Origin of the sequence: Catenuloplanes indicus (assembly GCF_030813715.1) — a bacterium.
GTDB classification, from domain to species: Bacteria; Actinomycetota; Actinomycetes; order Mycobacteriales; family Micromonosporaceae; genus Catenuloplanes; species Catenuloplanes indicus.
Window position 1 is genome coordinate 8,812,457 of record NZ_JAUSUZ010000001.1, and the last position, 18,909, is coordinate 8,831,365.

Genomic DNA, 18,909 nt, shown 5'->3' on the forward strand with positions numbered 1-18,909 from the left:
GTGCCGGACGGCACCGGCCCGGGTACCGAGGAGCGTGGCATGACCAAGACCCCCTACCGCGCGGCGATCATCGGCACCGGTGGCATCGCCGCCGCCCACGCGCAGGCGCTGCGCGCCCACCCGGGCCGGGTGGAACTCGCCGCGGTCGTCGACGTCGACGCGGACCGGGCCCGCACGTTCGCGACCGCGTGGGACGTGCCCGCGGCCGCGCCGGCCCTGACCGCACTGCTCGACTCCGGCGGCATCGACCTGGTCCACCTGTGCACGCCGCCGTCCACGCACGCGCCGCTCGCGATCGAGGCGCTGCGCGCCGGCGCGCACGTGCTGGTGGAGAAGCCACCGACACTCTCGCTGTCCGAACTGGACGACGTCGCGACCGTGTCGAAGGAGACCGGCCGGCACGTCGCCACCGTGTTCCAGCACCGGTTCGGCACCGGCGCGGTCCGGCTGCGCGCGCTCGTGGCGGACGGCTACCTGGGCGAATCGCTGCTGGCCACCTGCGACACGCTCTGGTACCGCGACGACGCGTACTTCGCGGCGCCCTGGCGCGGGAAGTGGGAGACCGAGGGCGGCGGCCCGACCATGGGCCACGGCATCCACCAGTTCGACCTGCTGCTGTCCGTGCTCGGGCCGTGGGAGCGGGTCACCGCGGTGGCCGGCCGGCGGGCCCGGCACCAGGTGCATACCGAGGACGTGTCGATGGCGCTGGTCACGTTCGCGGACGGCACGCTCGCGTCCGTGGTCAACTCGGTGGTCTCGCCGCGCCAGACGTCCGCGCTGCGTTTCGACTTCGCGCGTGCCACGGTCGAGCTGACCCACCTGTACGGCTACACCGACGACCACTGGACCGTCACGCCCGCGCCCGGCGCCGGTGACGTCAAGCGGCGCTGGTACGCGGACTGGGACGACGTCGAGTCCGGCCACGCCGGGCAGCTGGCGGCCGTGCTGGACGCGCTGGACGCCGGCACCGAGCCACCGGTCACGCTCGCGGACACCCGCCGGACCATGGAGTTCGTCGCGGCGCTGTACAGGTCCGCGTTCACCGGCGCACCGGTGCGGGCCGGCGAGATCGGCCCGGACGACCCGTTCGCGGCCCGGATGAACGGCACCGACACACCCTGGGAAGGAACCCGTACGGCATGAGTCTCCAGGTCGATCACACGCTCGGCAGGGAGGTCACGGTCACGGCCGGGGACGTCCCGATCGTCACCTACGTCTACGTGCCGGACACGGTGCAGCTGGAGTCGCCGAAGCCGTACCTGCACCCGATCCGCACGCTCGCCGGTGATCTGGTCTCGCTGTTCCGGCCGCACGACCACGTCTGGCACAAGGGCATCGCCTGGTCGCTGCCGCACCTGGGCGAGCACAACTTCTGGGGCGGCCCGACCTACGTGCACGGCCGGTTCTACGTGCAGCAGGAGAACAACGGCACGGCCGCGCACCGGGAGATGACGCGGCTGACCGTGGACGGCGACACGGCCGCGCTCACCCACACGCTGGACTGGACGTCCCAGCAGGGCGTGCCGGTGGTCGACGAGACCCGTTCGCTGACCGTCTCGCTGCTGGACGCCGTGAGCTGGGCGCTGACGTTCGAGACCGCGATGACCAACGTCTCCGGCACGACGCTCCACATCGGATCGCCGACCACCAAGGGCCGGGAGAACGCCGGGTACGGCGGGCTGTTCTGGCGCGGGCCGCGCAGCTTCACCAACGGCACCGCGCAGTCACCGGACGGCGTCGGCGCGGACGACCTGCGCGGCACCCGCGCGGCATGGTTCGCCTACCGCGGCAAGCACGACGAGACCGGCCGCGCGTCCACCGTCGTGATGGTCGACGACACCCGCAACCCGCAGCACCCGCCGCAGTGGTTCACCCGCAGCGAGGACTTCGCCTGCCTCTGCCCGGCGCCGTTCTTCAGCGAGGAACTGCCGTTCGAGGCGGGCGGCACACTGACGTTCCGCTACGCGGTGGTCATCGCCTCCGGCGACCACGGCGACGAGGGTACGCACGAGCTGGCCGCGCAGGGCCGGAACGTGCTGGCGTCATGACGTTCCCCGGCGGCACCTCGGTCAGTCACCTCACCGTCTACACCGGACGGTGCCTGGACGGGCTGGCCGGCGGCACACCGCACCTGCACACCGCGTCCACCGAGGCGTACGTGGTCACCGGCGGCACCGGCGCGCTGCAGACGCTGGACGCGTCCGGCTTCCGGGAGACGCCGCTGGCCGCGGGCTCGCTGCTCTGGTTCACGCCCGGCGTCATCCACCGCGCGGTCAACCACGGCGACCTGCGGGTGGTGGTCGTCATGTCGAACGCCGGCCTGCCCGAGGCCGGCGACGCGGTGATGACGTTCCCGCCGGAGGTACTGCGGACCGCCGAGTCCTACCAGGCTGCGGCCGTGCTGCCGCGCGAGGACGAGGAGGCGGTCGCTCGCCGCCGGGACCTCGCGGTCGCGGAGTTCCTCCGGCTGCGCGCGGCGGTGGAGAGTGACGACTTCGCGCCGCTGCACGCGTTCTACGAAGCGGCCGCGCGCCTGGTGCGGGCGAACGTGCCGCGGTGGCGGGAGATCTGGCGGGAGACGGTCGCCGCGCAGGCCGCCCGGACCGCCGGCATGTTGAAGAACCTTGATGCGGGCGACGCCGTGCACCTCCGTGCGGGAGCCGTGTCCGGCGCGCCGCGGAGCGAGACCGAGGGCTGGGGCATGTGCGGCCGGCTCGGCACCCACGACGTCCGTCATCCCCAGCGACCCGGAGGTTCGCAGTGACCCGCCGCTACGCCATCATCGGTCTCGGCCACCGCGCCCAGATGTACGTGGACGCACTGCTCGGGGACTGGAGCGACACCGGCACGATCGCCGCGTTCCTGGACACCAACCGGACCCGGATGGACTACCACAACTCTCGGCTGCCCTCGCCCGTACCCACGTTCGGTCCTGAGGGTCTGCAAGAGCTTCTGGCCCTGTCCGACGCGGTGATCGTGACCAGTGTGGACGCCACCCACGCCGGCTACGTGGTCGCCGCGCTCGACGCCGGGCTGGACGTGGTGTGCGAGAAACCGCTGACCGTGGACGAGGAGGGGTGCGCACGCATCGCCGCGGCGGCCGAACGCGCCCGTGGCACGCTCGTCGTCACGTTCAACTACCGCTACTCGCCGCGGAACTCCGCGGTCCGCGAGCTGATCGCGTCCGGGCGGATCGGTGACATCACCGCGGTGCACTTCGAGTGGGCGCTGGACACCGCGCACGGCGCCGACTACTTCCGGCGCTGGCACCGCGACCGCGCCAGCTCCGGCGGCCTGCTGGTGCACAAGTCCACGCACCACTTCGACCTGATCAACTGGTGGCTGGCCAGCCATCCGGAGCTGGTCTTCGCGCAGACCGCGCTGCGCTTCTACGGCGATCAGGGCGCGCGGGCCGGTGCGCAGCGGCCGGCCCGGGCCAAGGGCGCACCCGGGCTCGGCACCGACCCGTTCCTGCTGGACGCGGCCGCCGACCCGCGGCTCAAGGCGCTCTACCTGGACGCGGAGCACGAGGACGGGTACCTGCGCGACCAGGACGTCTTCGCGCCCGGCGTGACCATCGACGACACCATGTCCGTGCTGATCCGGTACGCCAGCCGCGCGCTGGTCACCTACTCGCTGACCGCATACAGCCCGTTCGAGGGTTACCGGGTCGCGTTCACCGGCACCCGCGGCCGGATCGAGCTGGAGGTCGGCGAGCGCGCCTGGACGCCGGTCAACGCGGCCATCGACCCGAGCGCCGGGCTGCACGCGGCCGACTCCTCCTGGGAGCGGCTGACCGTGCAGGAGCATTGGGGCACGCCGGAGGAGGTGCCGATCATCCGCGGCGAGGGTGGCCACGGCGGCGGCGACGGACTGCTGCTCGACGACGTGTTCCGCGGCCCGTCCGGCGACCCGCTCGCCCGGCAGGCCGGATACCGCGACGGCATCCGCAGCGTGCTCACCGGCGTCGCCGCGAACCGGTCCGCCGCGACCGGCGCGCCGGTGACCCTCGCGGACGAGGGGACTCGCCTAACCTGAGCCGGTGAACGGCGTTCAACTTCTGCTCATCGCCGGGGCCGGGATCGCGGTCGCCGCGGTTGCCCGCCGCAAGGGCCTCGAGCCCGGCATGTTCGTCGTGGTGCTGGCCGCGGCTGCCTCGTTCCTCCCGGGCATGCCGCGGCTGGAGCTGGAGAGCGAGGTCATCCTCGCGATCGTGGTGCCGCCGCTGCTCTACTCCGCGGCGCGCGGCGCCTCGTTCGCGGGCTTCCGCCGGAACCTGCGCCCGATCATCTCGCTCGGCGTGCTGCTCGTGGTGCTCACCGCGGGCGCGCTCGGCCTGATCGCCGGGTGGCTGCTGCCGTCGATCGGCGCGGCCGCGTTCGTGCTCGGCGCGGTGCTGGCGCCGCCGGACACGATCACCACGGTCTCGCACGGCGAGGAGATCGGGCTGCCGGAGCGCGCGACGTCCGTGCTCACCGGCGAGAGCCTGGTCAACGACGCGACCGCGCTGACGCTGTTCAGCATCGCGATCGCGGCGGTGGACGGCGCGCACACCACGGTCGGTGCGGGTGTGGCGGAGTTCTTCCGGTCCGCGTTCCTCGGCGTCGGCATCGGCGCGCTGCTGGCCACCGCGACGCTGCTGATCCGCCGCTGGCTGCGCGACGCCACGCTGGAGACCGCGCTGGTGCTGCTGCTGCCGTTCACCGCGTTCCTCGCGGCCGAGGCGGCGCACGTGTCCGGCATCCTCGCGGTCGTGATGGCCTCGTTCCTGGTCAGCGTCAACCTCAGGCTCGACCCGAACCACGAGTACCCGGGCGCGTACCGGACCAGGGTGCGGGAGAACGAGGTCTGGCCGGTGCTGGACTTCCTGCTGGAGACGTTCGTCTTCGCGTACATCGGGCTGCAGTTGCGGTTCGTCCTGGAGGATCTCGTGTCGGCCGGCGAGCCGGGTCTCGGCCGGACGCTGCTCGCGGCCGGTGTGCTGCTGGCGGCCGCGATCGTGATCCGGATCGCCGGCGTCTACGCGCTGTTCGGGCGCTGGATGCTGCGGGCCCGGATGACCGCGCGGCGCCGCGAGCGCGATCCCGTGTTCCGGGCCGCCCGGGAACGGTGGATCGCCCGCGGGGGTCTGCCGCCGGACCCGCCCACCCAGCGGGAGACGCTGCTGGCCGGGTGGACCGGCATGCGCGGCATCCTGACGCTCGCGGCCGCGGCGGCGATCCCGGAGACCACGTCGTCCGGCGTGCCGTTCCCGGGCCGCGACGAGATCCAGGCGATCGCGCTGTTCGTCACGCTCGGCACGCTGATCATCCAGGGGACCACGATCGGCGCGCTGGCCCGGCTGCTGCGGTTCGACCTGGCGGGAGAGCGGGCCGCGCGGGAGCAGATGCGCGCCGCCGGCCGCGCGCTGCTCGCCGGCCGGGACTTCCAGGAGCAACGGGCGGCGGTACGCACGGCGGTGCGCGACCGGACGCTGTCCGAGGAGGTCGCGCGCGAGCTGATCGACGACATCGACCTGCGGCAGGCAGCCAGTTCAGACCCTATGTAGAAAATCTGTCGAGGGTGGGCTAGGGTGGCCGCCATGCCACAACCGCTACGCGTCACCGCGGCCGTCTCCAAGGTGCTGGCCGCGTTTCTCGAAGATCCCGATGCCGATCGGTACGGCCTGGACCTGATGCGGTCGAGCGGGCACCCGAGCGGCACGCTCTACCCGATCCTGCTGCGCCTGCAGAACGCGGGCTGGGTGGAGACGCGCTGGGAGGACGTCGACCCGGTCGCGGCCGGCCGTCCGGCCCGGCGCTACTACCGGCTCACGCCGGACGGCGTGGCCTGGGCCCGCACCGAGCTGGCGGCCCTGCAGGCGCAGCTCAGCCGCGGTCTCGGTGGTGCGACGAAGCCCCGCCCGGCCTGATCTCGACCTGATCGTCCCATCCGTGTACGACCCTATGTAGATAACCGGTAGTGGGGGTATGCATCGTGAACCCGATACGGGTCACCCCGGTGGTGGCGGACGTGCTCGCCGTGTTCCTCCGGGATCCGGCGGCCGAGCGGTACGGTCTCGACCTGATCCGCGGCAGCGGGCACGCCGGCGGCACCGTCTATCCGATCCTGTTCCGGCTCCGCGCCGGCGGCTGGGCCGAGGCCCGCTGGGAGGACGCCGGCGACCGCCCGGCCCGCCGCCGCTACCGGCTGACCGGGGACGGCATTCGCACCGCCGTGGGGGGAGTGGCATGAGCGCCGACGGTGTCGCGCGGTGGTGCCTGTCCGCGGCGGCCCGCCGCTGGCCGGCCGAGATCCGCGACGAGATGGAACGCGAGTGGCTGGCCGAGCTGTCCGCGATGGCGGCGGAACGGGCCCCGGCGCACCGGCGGCTCGGGTTCGCGCTGAGCCTGCTGACGTCACCGCCGGCCCGGGACACCACCGGCGTGCCGCGCGGCTGGGCGGAGACGCTCTCCGCGTTCGGCCCCGGCGCGGCCGTGATGCTGCTCGGCCTCGCCACGTACGCGGCCGGCCGGGGCGTCGACGAGATCCTGACGACCGGGTTCGCGGCCGCCGGGCTCCAGTACCTGATCTTCCTCCCGTCCTGGACCGCGCTGCTGCCCGCGCCCGTCATGATCGCGTGGGGCGTGGTGGCCGGCCGGTGGCTGGGCCGGCGCCGGCCGATGTCGCACGACGGCCGGTTCGGCGCCGCCACCTCCGCCGCGCTGGCCCCGCTCGGGCTCGTACCGGCGCTGCTGCTCGGCGCCTGGATGATGTTCGAGCCCTACATCGTGTACGGCGTGCTGCTCGGCGCCGCGATCTGGGTGCCCGGCACCGCGCTGACCGGCATCGCGGTCGCCCGCGCGGCCCGGCGCGGCCCCGCGATCATGATCGCCTGCCTGGGCACGCCGGTGACGGCCGTGCTCGCCGCGGTCGCGGCCACCGTGCCGATGGTGCTGACCAGTCAGGCCGGCACCACGGTCGGACTGCGCGCGGCCTGGGCGTCGCTGACCTTCGGCATGCCGCCGGACGCGTTCCTGGCGATCCCGGCGGGCGCGCTGACCGGCATCGCGTTCTACTCGTTCGGCGCGTGGGCCGTCACGCTGCTGGGCCACACCGCGGTCGCCCTGGCCTACGGCCGCGCCGCCGCCCATCCCCGCGCCGAGACGGTCGCGCTGCCGATCGTCGCGGACGAGCCGGCCGCGCGTCTCCGTCACGGCACGGAGGCGCCGGCGGCCGGTGCGGGGGACATGCGCATCGGCCCTGGGGACGCGGACGTCGCGGACGCGGACCCCGGCGCCGGCGAGGGATCGGGTGCGGTGCCCGCCGGGCCGGCGGCGGGGACGCCGGGCCGGCCGTACCACCACGACCCGGCCCGTGGGCCGCTGCCCGGGTTCGCGGCGGCCGTGGGGTCGGCCGCGGCCGCGGTGGGCGTGCTGGCCTGGGCCTACGCGCAGGCCGTGCTGACGCCGGAGATGGACCGGGTCGCCGAGACCGCGCCCACGCCCGGCGGGCCGACCGAGCTGTTCATGTGGGTGGCGGAGCTGCGCTGGGCCGCGATCCTGCTGGCCACGCTCGGCATGCTGGTGGCCGTGGCGGAGCGCCGCTACGCCGTGCGCGCGGCCCTGGCGTTCGGCGCGCTGCTGCTGGCCGCGAACGCCGGACTGCAGATCGCCGCGTTGCACCAGCTGCAACTCGCGCTGCTGGCCGGTGGCGTCGCGGTGCTCGGCGCCCGGGCGGTCGCCGGGTCCGCGCCGGCCCGGGACCCCCGGGTGGTCCGCCGCGGGATCGCGGTCGCCGCGGTCACGGCCGCGGCCTGCGGGCCGATCGTGCTGTTCCAGAGCACGCCGTCGGAGAACCACCCGTTCCTGCCGGTCCTGCTGTCCGTGACGACCGGCGGCGTGGCCGTGGTGTCCGCGCTGCTGGCCGTGGCCGGCGCGCTCGCGATCAGCCCGCGCCGGACGCCGCCCGCGCTCGCGGCCGTGCTGCTCCTGCTGCCCGCGGTCGCGCTGGCCGTCGCCGCGGTCCATCTGGGCAACGGCGCCACGGAGCCGTTCGCAGCGGCCGGGACGCTGGTGGCCGGGCCGCTCGCCGTGCTGGTGGTGGCGCTGGCCCGGCGGCACCACCCGCGGCGCCGCGCGCTCACCGCCGCGCTGTGGGCCACGGCCGCGCTGGTCGCGGCGCCGGTCCTGCCGATGCTGGCGGTCATGTCGGTGTTCGTGCTGCACGTGGTGTCCGACGTGCTGTTCATGCTGGAGAACAGCGGCTGGGCCGCGGACGGCCTGTCGCTGCTGCCCAGCCTGCTGGTGCTGGTGCTGCCCGCGGCGGCGCTGTTCACCCGGCACCTGGACGGCCGCCCGGCACCGGCCGCGGCACTGCTGCTGGCCCGGCCGAGCGAGGCCTGAGCCGCACCGCGCCGGCCGGCCCCGGGTGCACACCCGGGCCCGGCCGGCGCGGACGGGTCAGGAACGGCCGACGACCGAGCCGTTGGCGACGGCGACGAACGCGGTCGGGCGGATCGTGCAGATCACCCGGACGTCCGCGTCCGGGATCGGGTAGACCATGTCGTAGCGGCGCTGCAGCGAGGCGTAGAACGAGGCCTCGGCGTCGTCGTCCTCGATCTTCTCGACCGTGCCGCGCACCTCGAGGAAGCGGTACTCGTCCTGCGGGTCCGCGATCGACAGTGCGACCCGCGGCTCCTTCCCCAGGTTGCGGAACTTCTGCCGGGTCTTCGTGTGCGTCATCCGGATCACCTCACCGTCCCACGCGAACCACATGACGCTCGACTGCGGCGACCCGTCCGGGCGGATCGTGGCCAGGTGCGCGAACACCGGGCGCTCGAGCAGATCTGCGTGACTTTCGGGAACAGTAGCCATGTCGACGATCCTGCCACGAATTACTTGCACGCGCACCATATCGGCGCGCGCGTGTCTGTGGGCATCGGGCAGCCGTGCTGGGCCGTGCAGGGCGTCCACCCGCAGCCGGCCGGTGCCCGCGGAAGCAACTCCGTTGCTCTTTCCCGCGGTTATGCCGGACACACCCGGCCCCGCCGCGGCAACCCGGCCCTGCCGCGGCAGTCCGGCCCTGCCGCGGCAACCCGGCCCTGCCGCGGCAGTCCGGCCCTGCCGCTGTGACCTGGCCTGCCGCGGCATCGGCCGTGCTGCGGTGATCTGGCTGTTGCGGCACCCGGCCGTGCTGCGGTGACCCGGCCTGTTGCGGCACCCGGCCTGCGGTGACCCGGCCTGCTGCGGCACCCGGCCCCGCCGCGGTAACCGGCCCCGCCGCGGTAACCGGCCTGCTGCGGCACTTGGCCGTGCTGCGGCACTTGGCCGTGCTGCGGTTGTCGGGTCCCGCGGCGGCAACCTGGTCCCGCGGCGGCAACCGGGCACTCCGTGCCCGAAATATCGCGATATCCCACCCTGCATTGGTGTGCGCTGCCGCCCACGAATGACGCCGCTCGACCCTGTGTGATCAATCAGTGGAGCGATATAGATATCAACTTCGCTAAATGACCTCCTTCTCGCTCCACTGATTGATCACACAGGCCTCGGCCCCCGTGGGCGGATGCGATCACCAGGGGAAGCGGCCGAAGGCTTCATCCGGAGATTTCGGGCGGGTAGCGCGCACGACCGTGGCGTAGGCCGGCTGGGCGCCGGTGGTGTGCGGGCTGCGCGGCAAGCGGCCGGCGTCTCGGCGGGAACGGGCACAGGGCCGGGAATATGCGGCAAGTGGCCACGCCGCGAGCAGGAACAGCGAATCCTGGATTCGTACGACCGGGGATGGCTGTTTCACGGGAGGAATCGTCACGGAACTGACACATATTGGCGGGGGCGCCGTCAAACGCCCCCGGCAGCCTGATCGAAGTGGAGTCGTGGCGACCGGGAGGCCGGGATGCAGGTGGGGCAGGCCGCCCTGATCGAGCTGACGATCACGCACGAGCTGGTGCGGCATCGCCTGCCCGCGGTCGAGTTGCTGCTGGACCAGGCTCTGGCGCGGCGCCCGTCCCGGCTCGTCCTGGACCTCGCCGCATGCCCGGCGATCGACGCCGCCGGGATCGATCTACTGCTCAGCACGCATCGGCGCCTGTGGGGCAGCGAAGGACGGCTGGCGTTGCGCCGGCCCACGGCGCGGGTACTCCGTCTGTTGGAGATCGCGCACGCGACGAAGGTGCTGCAGATCGACGCCGGCTGACGATGGGTGGTATGTCATGACCGCGGTGCCCGGGCAGGTCGCCAACATGATCGACCTGATCTGCGATCGGTGCGGGGACGTGGTCAGCTGCCGCGCCGACCATCTGCGCGACCTCGAGGTGGTGTGGCCGCTGCTGACCGATCAGGGCTGGGCCGGGTCGCCGTTCGCGACCGGGCAGCACACCTGCCCCGAGTGTGCGGTCGGGCAGCTGCGCGAGCCGTCCGCGGTCGCGGCCGCGACCTGGCCGGTCCGCAAGCACATCGCGCGCGACGTCGTGGTGCGGCCGGACCCGCACGCCGCGATCGTCGAGGTCACCGGCGACATCGACCGGCTGCTGGTGTCCACCATGCAGGCGGCGCTCGGCCGGGCGACCGCGCTGCACCGCAACATCGCGCTGGACCTGTCCGCGGTGGAGCTGGTCGACCCGATCGGGCTGAGCGTGCTGGTGCGCGGGCACATGCGGGCCCGCAAGCGCGGCGGCCACCTGTGCCTGTCCGCGCCGAGCCGGTTCGTGCTGACCGTGCTGCACACCATGCGCCTGGACGACGCGCTGCCGGTCTTCGAGGACCTGCCGTCCGCGCTGACCTGGCTGGCCGCCCACCCGCCGGCGCCGCGCCAGCGCTCGTCGTGACCGTGTCCGCGGTCGTCATGAAACCGTCACACGTCCGGGAAGCCGTTGCCATGAACCACCCGAAAGATGATCATCCCGCCGGTGCCGGGGCTCGACTCCTCCCCCCAGACGGGAGTTCCGTCACCGGCGGGCCGGCCGCACCCGGGTGCGGGTCCCGCGCGCGGGTGTCCCCGGGCGACTCCGCCGCGGTACGGGCATGATGGGTGACATGTCGGGCGTACTGGTGATCGAGGACGACGACCGGATCCGGTTGTCGCTGGTGATGGCGCTGGAGGACGAGGGCTACACGGCCCGGGGCGCCGCGACCGCGGAGGAGGGGCTCGCCGCGCAGCGCGCCCAGGCCGCGGACACCGTCCTCGTCGACCTGATGCTCCCGGGCATCGACGGCTTCGAGTGCATCCGGCAGCTGCGCCGCGTCGACGACGTACCGATCGTGGTGGTCAGCGCGCGCGACGACACGCACGACATCGTGGCCGCGCTGGAGGCGGGCGCGGACGACTACGTGGTCAAGCCGGTCGCGATCAAGGAGCTGTCCGCGCGGCTGCGGGCGCTGCGCCGCCGGGCCCGGCCGGTCACGGTCGACCCCGTACCGGTGCTGTCCTTCGGTGATCTTCAGATCCTGCCGGAGGCGGGCGAGGTGCGGGTCGGCGGCCAGGCCGTGGCCGTGACGCGCACCGAGTTCCAGCTGCTCTGCGAGCTGGCCGAGCACGCCGGCCGGGTGCTGTCCCGGCAGCAGCTGCTGCAACGCGTGTGGGGTTACGACGGCGGGGACGAGCGGCTGGTCGACGTGCACATCGGCCGGCTGCGCGCCAAGATCGAGAAGGACTCGGGGGCGCCGCGCCACCTGGTCACGGTGCGCGGGCTCGGATACAAGCTCCTGGTGTCATGAACGTCGTGGGGCGGGCCGGGTTGCGGGCGCGGGTCACCACCGGGTTCGCGGCCGGCGCGCTCGTGCTGTCGCTGGCCATGGCGGTCGTGTCGTACCAGCTGGTGCGCCGCTCGCTGATCACGGAACGGGAGAACACGGCGGTCCGGGCCGCGTACTACGACGCCGCGATCGTGGAGGCCGGCGTCAACAACAACCTCACGCCCGACATCGGTACGGTGCTGCGCTCCCTGGACACGGGCGACAGCCGCCGCGCGGTCCTCCAGCTCGGTTCCGGCCAGTGGCATGCGCGCAGCGCCGACGTCGGCCTCACCGACGCGATCCCGCCGGAGCTGCAGGAACACGCGTCCACCGGCCGGGTCGGCGTGCAGATGGTCAACGCCGGTGACGGCCCCGCGCTGGTGGTGGCCGTACCGCTCGGCGACGGCGCCGTGTTCTACGAGGTCGACTCGATGGACGAGCTCGACCACACGCTCCGCGTGCTCGCGCTGGTGCTGACGCTGGTCGCGCTGGGCACCGCCGGCGCGGGCGCGCTGGTCGGCTGGAACGCCACCCGGTACGTGCTGCGCCCGCTCACCCGGGTCGCGGCCGCGGCCCAGGAGATCACCGCGGGCCGGCACATGGCCCGCCTCGACCCGGCCACCGAGCCGGACCTGGCCCGGCTCACCACCTCGTTCAACCACATGGTGGACCAGCTCTCCGCCCGGATGGAACGCGACCGCCGGTTCGCCGCGGACGTCAGCCACGAGCTGCGCTCCCCGCTGCAGACGCTCGCGGCCGCGGCCAGCGTGCTGGACCGGCGCCGGGACACGCTCGACGACCGCACCGCGCTCGCGGCCGGCCTGGTCGTCGACGAGGTCGACCGGTTCCAGCGCCTGGTCAACGACCTGCTCGAACTGGCCCGCACCGACCAGCCCGCGGACCGGCAGGAGGTCGACGTGGCGGAACTGGCCCGGCAGGCCTGCCGCGACCACGGCCTCGACCCGGGCATCGTCACCGTGGTCGGCGGCCCGGTCGCCTGGTCCGTTGACCGGCGCCGGATCCGGCAGCTGTTCGACAACCTGCTCGACAACGCGGCCGGCTACGGCGGCGGCGCCACCGAGATCCGGTTGACCGCGGACGCGGAGCGCTGCCGGATCGAGGTCGACGACGAAGGCCCCGGCGTCAGCCCGGAGGACAAGCCGCTGATCTGGAACCGGTTCGTCCGCGGCCGGTCGCAGAGCTCGTCGCGCGCGGACGGCGGCGGCACCGGCCTCGGACTCGCGCTCGTCGCCCAGCACGCGGCCGCCCACGACGGCACCGCCGAGGTGCTGGACCGTCCGGGCGGTGGCGCGCGGTTCCGCATCGACCTGCCGGAGTGCCTGTGAGACGCGTACTGCCGCTGGTGCCGCTGCTGCTGCTGGCCGGCTGCGGCATCCCGCTGGACGACGCGCCGCGCGAGCCGGACAACCCGCGGCCGTACCGGTCCGGCACCGCGCCCGCGCCCGGCGTCGGCTCCGCCGTGGAACGGCTCTGCCTGGTCAAGGACGACCGGATCGTGCGCGTCCAGCGGCGGCTGCCGACCACCCGGACCGCGCCCGAGCAGCTCGCCGACCTGTTCGGCGGCCCGAACGCGGCCGAACAGGCGGACGGCTACACCAGCGCGCTCACCGGCGGGCTGCCCGCGCCCCGGCTCACGATGGACGGCGCCGCCGCGGTCGTGGAGATCGGCGACTGGACCGCGCACGGCGCCCGCAGCGACCAGGTGCTCGCGTTCGGCCAGATCGTCTGCACGCTCACCACCCGCCCGGAGGTCGGCACGGTCGAGTTCACCAGCGGCGGCGAGCCGATCAGCGTGCCGCGCGCGGACCTGTCGCTCTCCGACCGGCCGCTGACGATCGTCGACTACGACGAACTGATCACCTGACCGCGCGCGGAGATCTGCTGGACGGCCCAGGCGTTGCCGTCCGGGTCGCTGAAGAACACGAAGCCGACGTTGTCCAGCGGGTCCGGGACCGGGTGCGGGTTCTCCCCGATCACCTGGACGTCGCCGCAGTCCACGCCACGTTCGCGCAGCTCGGCGTGCGCGGCGCGGATGTCCGGCACGACCAGCTGCAGGCCCTTCAGTGAGCCGGGCGGCATCTCCGGCACCGCGCCCCGGCCGATCACGACGGAGCAGCCCGAGCCGCGCGGGGTCAGCTGGATGATCCGCCCGGTGCCGAAGTCGGTGTCGTGGTCGACGTGGAAGCCGAGCTTGTCGGCGTAGAACTCCTTCGCCCGGTCCAGATCGGAGACGGGGACGACGACCACTTCCAGGGTCCAGTTCACGAAGATGCCTCCTCGGGTGCGTGCGGAACTGGAGCACACGCGACCGGGGCGCCGGCTGTCAACGGGACGCGCCGACACCGTAATTATCTCATGCCGTCGATGCGTACCCGCGGGTGGTGCCAGATCCGGGCAGCTCAGGGATGGTCTAGCGTCTGCGGTCATGATTCGGCTGTGGAGTGAGGAGCGCGGTGCCGGCGTGCCGACACTGCTCGTCATGGGTACCGCCACGCAGTCCGTCGGGTGGCCGGAACCGCTGGTGGACCGGCTGGTCGAGGGCGGGCGCCGGGTGATCCGGTTCGACCACCGGGACACCGGGCGGTCCGAGTGCCGGGACTTCGCGACGCACCCGTACAGCATCGACGACCTCGCGCGGGACGCGCTCGCGGTGCTGGACGCGCACCGCGTACCGGCCGCGCACCTGGTCGGCGCGTCACTCGGCGGCGCGATCGGCCAGTGGCTGGCCGTGCACCGCCCGGACCGGGCGCTGTCCCTGACCGCGATCATGACGTCGCCGATGGGCAACGACCCCGGGCCGGCCTGGGCGCGCGCGTTCGCCGGACAGCCGCCGCCGGACGGTGCGCTGCCGCCGCCGAGCCCGGCGTTCCTGCGGCTGGTCACGCAACCGGCGTCGCCGCTCGACACGCTGCGGATCCTGCACGGCGACGGCCTCCCGTTCGACGAGGCGGCCGCGCGCGACTACCTGCGCCGCGCCGCCGAGCGGGCCGCGCACCCGGAGGCGGCCGCCAACCACGACCTGGCCGGCCGGCGCTGGACGGACGCCCGCCGCGCCCCGCTCAGCACGATCACCGCGCCCACGCACGTCATCCACGGCAGCGCGGACCCGCTGTTCCCGCCCGCGCACGGCGAGGCACTGGCCGCACTGATCCCCGGCGCGCGGCTGACCGTGGTCGACGGCATGGGCCACGGCTTCTACGCACCGGGCCTGCCGGAACACGTCGCGGAGCTGATCCTCTGATGGTCCGGGGCGTGCTGCTCGACTTCTACGGGACCGTGGTCGAGGACGACGACGAGGTCATGACGGCGATCGCGGCCCGGGTCGCGGCCGGTGCCACCCGGCCGGTCACCCCGGAGGCGGTGCTGCACGCCTGGTCGCGTGCCTATCAGGCGGCGGCGGACCGGGTGCCGTTCCGGCCGCTGCGCGACTGCGCACGCGACGGCCTGGCCGCGGCGATGGCCGAGGCAGGATGCACCGGGGACCCGGCGCAGCTGTGCGCGCCCCAGTTCGCGTACTGGCGGACGGCACCGCTGCGGCCGGGCGCGCGCGAGTTCCTGGCGACCCTCGGCGTGCCGGTCTGCCTGGTGTCGGACGCGGACCGGTCCGACCTGGACGCCGCGATCCGGCTGCACGGCCTCGAGGTCGCGGCCGTGGTGTGCAGCGAGGAGACAGGCGCGTACAAGCCGGACCCGGCGATGTTCGCGGCCGGGCTGGCCGCGCTCGGGCTGACCGCCACCGAGGTGGTGCACGTCGGCGACTCGCTCGCCGCGGACGTGGCGGGCGCGGCCGCGGCCGGCATCCCGGTCGCCTGGATCAACCGGCACGGCCGCCCCGCACCGCCCGGCGTCCCGCTGCTGGCCGAGGTCACCGGCCTCGCCGGCCTGATCGGCCACCCCGCGTTCCGCCTTCGCTCGTAGTGACCGCGGCGGCCTGCCGGGCCGGTTCCGTACCCGCGCCGGTGGTGGGTCGGCGTGGTGCCGGTGGGATGAGCCGGGCACCGGATATGTCGCTTCGCCACTACGACTTTCGCCAGATGCGCATGTCCGGAAACCCCGGCACGGTGGGGAGCGACCGGACTTATCAGGAGGAAGACAACAGATGCTGTCACGACGTAACCTGCTCGCGGGTGCGGCCGGCATCGGCGCCGTCGCACTGGCCGGCGCCGCCGGTGCCAACGCGTTCGCCGGCGAGACCACGACCGCCGCCTCGCCGGCCGCGCGCCGCCTGCCGACGACGCTCGCCCACCGGCGGCCTGGAGTGGCGAGCCGGGCGCGCACCGACGTGGCCGACTTCAGCCTCACCCACCTGTCGGTCGTCTCCTCGGCCGCCGCGGGGGTCCGGCTGCGTACCGCCGCGGGCTGGGGCGACTGGGTCGACCTCGCCGCGAGTTCCTGCGCGGGCGCCCGCGACGACCGGACCGCGCCCGCCGGGCGGCGGTCACTGGTGCTGGCCCGGGGCGTCACCGGCTACGAGGTGCAGACCAGCGACGGCAGCACCGCCGTGGTCACCGAACTGAACACCGTCGACGGACCCGCCGGACCGGTCGCCGGCGCGCGCACCCGGCAGCTGCGTACCCGCGGCGGCGCCTGCGACCTGCCCGCCTACCTGTCCCGGGCCGCATGGGGCGCGGACGAGACGCTGCGTTTCGCCGCGGACGGCACCACCGAGCTGTGGCCGGTGCAGTTCTTCCCGGTCCAGACGCTGACCGTCCACCACACCGGGCTCTATGCGCACAACGACGACCCGGATCCGGCCGCGACCGTCCGCGCCGTCTACTACGACGACTGCGTCGTCGACGACTACGGCGACATCGGGTACCAGCTGCTCATCGACGAGGCCGGTGCGGTCTACGAAGGGCGCGTCTCCGGCGACGACGGCCTGCCCGTCTACGACCGCGAACTGAACATGGCCAACGGCGCGCACGTCGGCTCGTTCAACGCCGGGAACATCGGCGTGGTCCTGCTCGGCCGCTTCACCTCCGTGCAGCCGACGCCGGCCGCCCGCGAGTCGCTGGTCAAGGTACTCGCGCTGCTGTCCAAGGTCTCCGGCCTCGATCCCGCCGGCACCACCGCGTACCTCAACCCGGGCAACGGGCTCGGCGGCGAGGTCCGCACCATCCAGGGACACCGCGACTGGGCGGCGATCGGCGCCGGCGCCACCGAATGCCCCGGCGACGCCTTCCATCCCACCCTCGAGTCGATCCGCCGGGACGTGGCGGCGTCGCTCTGACCGACGTGGACGGGTGACCGGGGAGGCCCGGTCACCGGGGCTCCCCGTGTTCGTCGCCCCGGATCGTCGCCGCCGCCCGGCGCAGCTCCGACAGCACGGCCCGGACCGCGCGCCGGGCCGCCCGCTCGGGCCGGTGGAGGACGTCGATGTGCCGCCGCGTGCGCACCCCGCCGAGCGGGCGGAGGACCATCCCGGGACGCGCCCGCGTGGTCCAGCGGGGCATCAGCGCCAGGCCGCCCCGGGCCACCACCACCTCGGCGGCCACCGCGAGATCGTTGATGCGGTGGACGACGGTGAGCGGCCGGCCCGCCGCGGTGGCGATCGCGTCGACGGTGGCCGACAACGGAAAGCCCTCGTGCACGGCGATCCACGGCTCGTCCACCACGTCGTACGGGCTGAGGCGCCGTTTCCCGGCCAGCGGATGGTCGCTGGACAGCGCCACGTCCAGCGGCTCACGCAGCAGCGGGCTCGCGACGACGGTGTCCGGCCACGGTGACGCGTGGCCGAGACGGTGCGCGAGCACCAGATCGTAGTCGCGGGTGAGCCGCGGGAACTCCTCCTGGGCGACATCCTCGTCGGCGAACGCGAGCCGCGGGTGTCCCGGCCCGGATCGGCGCAGCAGCAGGGGGAAGAACGCGGCGGCCGCACTGTGGAACGCGGCCACCGACACGTCCGCGTCCGGCCGCTCGACGAACTCCTCCACCACGCTGCGCGCCCTGGCCAGCGCGGTCTCCACCTCGATTGCCGCACCGGCCAGCGCACGCCCGGCGCCGGTGAGCACCAGCCGCCGCCCGTCGCGCTCGGTGAGCGGCACCGGGATCGGCCGCTGCAACAGCCGGAGCTGCTGGGAGACCGCCGACGGAGTCATCGCCAGCGCCTCGGCCGCGGCGGTGACGCTGCCCAGCTCGCCGACCTCCCGCAGGATCTGCAACTGCCGCTCGTTCACGCGCTGAGTGTAGTGATCCTTCAGCGTCGCTGAAGAAGGTCGCTCTTGGCTTCACGATCAGGTCACCGCAGGCTGTCCGCATGTTCCACGGCCGCCGCACCGACGCAGTGCTGCTCCTCGTCGCGATCGTCTGGGGGTCCAGCTACCTGGCCGCCAAGACCGCCACCCACGACCTGCCCGTCCTCACGGTGCTGCTCGCCCGGTACGCGATCTCCGCCATCGCCTGCCTCGCCCTCGTCGAGGCACACCGCCGCAGCGGGCGGCTCACCCCGGACGAGATCCGGATCGGCGCGCTGCTCGGCGTCACCCAGGCGGCCGTGCTGGGGCTGGAGACGTACGGCGTCGCGCACACCAGCGCCGCCAACGCCGGACTGATCATCAGCCTCACCATCGTGCTCACCCCGCTGCTCGACCGCACGGCCGGCGCCGGCCGGCTGCCCACCCGCTTCTTCGCCGCCACCGGCCTGTGTCTGCTCGCCGTCACGCTGCTCATGCTCGGCAGCGGCTTCCACCGCCCCCGGCTCGGTGACCTGCTGATCCTCGCCGCGGCGGTGGTACGCGCCGGGCACGTGGTCCTGGTCGGCCGGCTGACGAAGGACCGGGCCGTACGACCGGCGCAGCTCACGGCCGTGCAGATGGTCGTCGGCACCGTGCTGTTCGCAGGGCCTGCCGCGAGCGGCCTGCCGGCCCTCGCCCGGGCCGGCACGCCCGTCTGGGGTGCGCTGCTCTACCTCGCGCTGTTCTGCAGCGTGTTCGCCTTCCTCGCCCAGACCTGGGCGGTGCAGCACAGCTCGCCGAGCCGCGCCAGCCTGCTGCTGGGCACCGAACCGGTCTGGGCGGTCGTGATCGGCATCGGGCTCGGCGGCGAGACGGTCACCGCCTTCGCCGGTCTCGGGGCGGTGCTCATGGTCGTCGGCACGTACTGGGGACAGCACATCGAACGCGCCCACCGCACCCTGCCACCGGTACGGCGAACGGCCCTCGGCAGTTCACGGACGTAGCGG

At 73.9% G+C, this 18,909-nt stretch carries 20 protein-coding genes; 17 read left to right on the top strand and 3 right to left on the bottom strand.

The window, feature by feature from the left end:
* Positions 1 to 39: 39 nt before the first annotated feature.
* The 8 genes from J2S42_RS39540 (at position 40) to J2S42_RS39575 (ending at position 8,384) form a co-directional block, all read left to right on the top strand.
* Positions 40 to 1,143: a Gfo/Idh/MocA family protein gene (locus tag J2S42_RS39540; RefSeq protein WP_307247859.1), complete on the top strand. Its 1,104-nt coding sequence runs from the start codon at positions 40 to 42 to the stop codon at positions 1,141 to 1,143.
* A complete protein-coding gene (locus J2S42_RS39545) occupies positions 1,140 to 2,048 on the top strand; it encodes a DUF6807 domain-containing protein (RefSeq protein ID WP_307247861.1) in 909 nt (302 codons plus the stop codon). Before J2S42_RS39540 ends, J2S42_RS39545 begins: the two co-directional genes overlap by 4 nt.
* A complete protein-coding gene (locus J2S42_RS39550; protein WP_307247862.1) occupies positions 2,045 to 2,764 on the top strand; it encodes a cupin domain-containing protein in 720 nt (239 codons plus the stop codon). Before J2S42_RS39545 ends, J2S42_RS39550 begins: the two co-directional genes overlap by 4 nt.
* Entirely contained in the window at positions 2,761 to 4,038 is a 1,278-nt protein-coding gene (locus tag J2S42_RS39555; protein ID WP_307247864.1) for a Gfo/Idh/MocA family protein, read from the top strand. The genes J2S42_RS39550 and J2S42_RS39555 overlap by 4 nt, the downstream gene beginning before the upstream one ends.
* Before the next feature lie 4 nt (positions 4,039 to 4,042).
* Entirely contained in the window at positions 4,043 to 5,548 is a 1,506-nt protein-coding gene (locus tag J2S42_RS39560; protein ID WP_307247866.1) for a cation:proton antiporter, read from the top strand.
* A gap of 33 nt (positions 5,549 to 5,581) precedes the next feature.
* A complete protein-coding gene (locus J2S42_RS39565; protein ID WP_307247868.1) occupies positions 5,582 to 5,911 on the top strand; it encodes a PadR family transcriptional regulator in 330 nt (109 codons plus the stop codon).
* A 65-nt stretch (positions 5,912 to 5,976) separates the two neighbouring features.
* Positions 5,977 to 6,234: a PadR family transcriptional regulator gene (locus tag J2S42_RS39570; protein ID WP_307247870.1), complete on the top strand. Its 258-nt coding sequence runs from the start codon at positions 5,977 to 5,979 to the stop codon at positions 6,232 to 6,234.
* On the top strand, positions 6,231 to 8,384 hold the full coding sequence (locus J2S42_RS39575; protein ID WP_307247871.1) for a hypothetical protein: 2,154 nt from the start codon (positions 6,231 to 6,233) through the stop codon (positions 8,382 to 8,384). Before J2S42_RS39570 ends, J2S42_RS39575 begins: the two co-directional genes overlap by 4 nt.
* Positions 8,385 to 8,441: 57 nt before the next feature.
* On the opposite strand, the gene J2S42_RS39580 is transcribed toward J2S42_RS39575, so the two are convergent.
* Positions 8,442 to 8,855, bottom strand: a complete 414-nt coding sequence (locus tag J2S42_RS39580) for a PPOX class F420-dependent oxidoreductase (protein ID WP_307247873.1) — start codon at positions 8,853 to 8,855, stop codon at positions 8,442 to 8,444.
* 1,015 nt (positions 8,856 to 9,870) lie between these two features.
* Here J2S42_RS39580 and J2S42_RS39585 point away from each other — a divergent pair.
* From J2S42_RS39585 to J2S42_RS39605, 5 genes are all read left to right on the top strand, one after another.
* Positions 9,871 to 10,170 carry an STAS domain-containing protein gene (locus J2S42_RS39585; protein WP_307247875.1) on the top strand — a complete coding sequence of 100 codons (300 nt, stop codon included), beginning with the start codon at positions 9,871 to 9,873 and terminating at the stop codon, positions 10,168 to 10,170.
* A gap of 16 nt (positions 10,171 to 10,186) precedes the next feature.
* A complete protein-coding gene (locus J2S42_RS39590) occupies positions 10,187 to 10,801 on the top strand; it encodes an STAS domain-containing protein (RefSeq protein WP_307247877.1) in 615 nt (204 codons plus the stop codon).
* Between the two features lie 208 nt (positions 10,802 to 11,009).
* On the top strand, positions 11,010 to 11,690 hold the full coding sequence (locus J2S42_RS39595) for a response regulator transcription factor (RefSeq protein WP_307247879.1): 681 nt from the start codon (positions 11,010 to 11,012) through the stop codon (positions 11,688 to 11,690).
* A gap of 5 nt (positions 11,691 to 11,695) precedes the next feature.
* Positions 11,696 to 13,054: a sensor histidine kinase gene (locus J2S42_RS39600; RefSeq protein WP_307249286.1), complete on the top strand. Its 1,359-nt coding sequence runs from the start codon at positions 11,696 to 11,698 to the stop codon at positions 13,052 to 13,054.
* On the top strand, positions 13,051 to 13,593 hold the full coding sequence (locus J2S42_RS39605) for a GerMN domain-containing protein (RefSeq protein WP_307247881.1): 543 nt from the start codon (positions 13,051 to 13,053) through the stop codon (positions 13,591 to 13,593). Before J2S42_RS39600 ends, J2S42_RS39605 begins: the two co-directional genes overlap by 4 nt.
* On the opposite strand, the gene J2S42_RS39610 is transcribed toward J2S42_RS39605, so the two are convergent.
* Complete coding sequence (locus J2S42_RS39610) at positions 13,572 to 13,994, bottom strand: VOC family protein (RefSeq protein ID WP_307247882.1); 423 nt, start codon at positions 13,992 to 13,994, stop codon at positions 13,572 to 13,574. The two genes, J2S42_RS39605 and J2S42_RS39610, sit on opposite strands and share 22 nt — an antisense overlap.
* 160 nt (positions 13,995 to 14,154) lie before the next feature.
* On the opposite strand from J2S42_RS39610, the gene J2S42_RS39615 reads away from it, so the two are divergent.
* The 3 genes from J2S42_RS39615 to J2S42_RS39625 all read left to right on the top strand — a co-directional run bounded on the left by J2S42_RS39615 (position 14,155) and on the right by J2S42_RS39625 (position 16,959).
* Positions 14,155 to 14,970, top strand: coding sequence for an alpha/beta hydrolase (locus J2S42_RS39615; protein ID WP_307247884.1), 816 nt, complete (start codon positions 14,155 to 14,157; stop codon positions 14,968 to 14,970).
* The gene (locus J2S42_RS39620) at positions 14,970 to 15,647 is read left to right on the top strand and encodes an HAD family hydrolase (RefSeq protein ID WP_307247886.1); all 678 of its coding nucleotides are present in this window, start codon (positions 14,970 to 14,972) and stop codon (positions 15,645 to 15,647) included. Before J2S42_RS39615 ends, J2S42_RS39620 begins: the two co-directional genes overlap by 1 nt.
* Before the next feature lie 181 nt (positions 15,648 to 15,828).
* Entirely contained in the window at positions 15,829 to 16,959 is a 1,131-nt protein-coding gene (locus J2S42_RS39625) for a peptidoglycan recognition protein family protein (RefSeq protein ID WP_307247888.1), read from the top strand.
* 31 nt (positions 16,960 to 16,990) lie between these two features.
* Here J2S42_RS39625 and J2S42_RS39630 read toward each other — a convergent pair whose 3' ends face one another.
* Positions 16,991 to 17,905, bottom strand: coding sequence for a LysR family transcriptional regulator (locus J2S42_RS39630; protein ID WP_307247890.1), 915 nt, complete (start codon positions 17,903 to 17,905; stop codon positions 16,991 to 16,993).
* 80 nt (positions 17,906 to 17,985) lie between these two features.
* On the opposite strand from J2S42_RS39630, the gene J2S42_RS39635 reads away from it, so the two are divergent.
* A complete protein-coding gene (locus tag J2S42_RS39635; protein ID WP_307247892.1) occupies positions 17,986 to 18,906 on the top strand; it encodes a DMT family transporter in 921 nt (306 codons plus the stop codon).
* Positions 18,907 to 18,909: the final 3 nt, after the last annotated feature.

Coding starts and splice junctions, on each gene's coding strand:
- J2S42_RS39615 (WP_307247884.1), top strand. CDS start 14,155: ATGATTCGGCTGTGGAGTGAGGAGCGCGGTGCCGGCGTGCCGACACTG.
- J2S42_RS39575 (WP_307247871.1), top strand. CDS start 6,231: ATGAGCGCCGACGGTGTCGCGCGGTGGTGCCTGTCCGCGGCGGCCCGC.
- J2S42_RS39540 (WP_307247859.1), top strand. CDS start 40: ATGACCAAGACCCCCTACCGCGCGGCGATCATCGGCACCGGTGGCATC.
- J2S42_RS39635 (WP_307247892.1), top strand. CDS start 17,986: ATGTTCCACGGCCGCCGCACCGACGCAGTGCTGCTCCTCGTCGCGATC.
- J2S42_RS39550 (WP_307247862.1), top strand. CDS start 2,045: ATGACGTTCCCCGGCGGCACCTCGGTCAGTCACCTCACCGTCTACACC.
- J2S42_RS39620 (WP_307247886.1), top strand. CDS start 14,970: ATGGTCCGGGGCGTGCTGCTCGACTTCTACGGGACCGTGGTCGAGGAC.
- J2S42_RS39590 (WP_307247877.1), top strand. CDS start 10,187: ATGACCGCGGTGCCCGGGCAGGTCGCCAACATGATCGACCTGATCTGC.
- J2S42_RS39565 (WP_307247868.1), top strand. CDS start 5,582: ATGCCACAACCGCTACGCGTCACCGCGGCCGTCTCCAAGGTGCTGGCC.
- J2S42_RS39545 (WP_307247861.1), top strand. CDS start 1,140: ATGAGTCTCCAGGTCGATCACACGCTCGGCAGGGAGGTCACGGTCACG.
- J2S42_RS39595 (WP_307247879.1), top strand. CDS start 11,010: ATGTCGGGCGTACTGGTGATCGAGGACGACGACCGGATCCGGTTGTCG.
- J2S42_RS39580 (WP_307247873.1), bottom strand. CDS start 8,855: ATGGCTACTGTTCCCGAAAGTCACGCAGATCTGCTCGAGCGCCCGGTG.
- J2S42_RS39585 (WP_307247875.1), top strand. CDS start 9,871: ATGCAGGTGGGGCAGGCCGCCCTGATCGAGCTGACGATCACGCACGAG.
- J2S42_RS39625 (WP_307247888.1), top strand. CDS start 15,829: ATGCTGTCACGACGTAACCTGCTCGCGGGTGCGGCCGGCATCGGCGCC.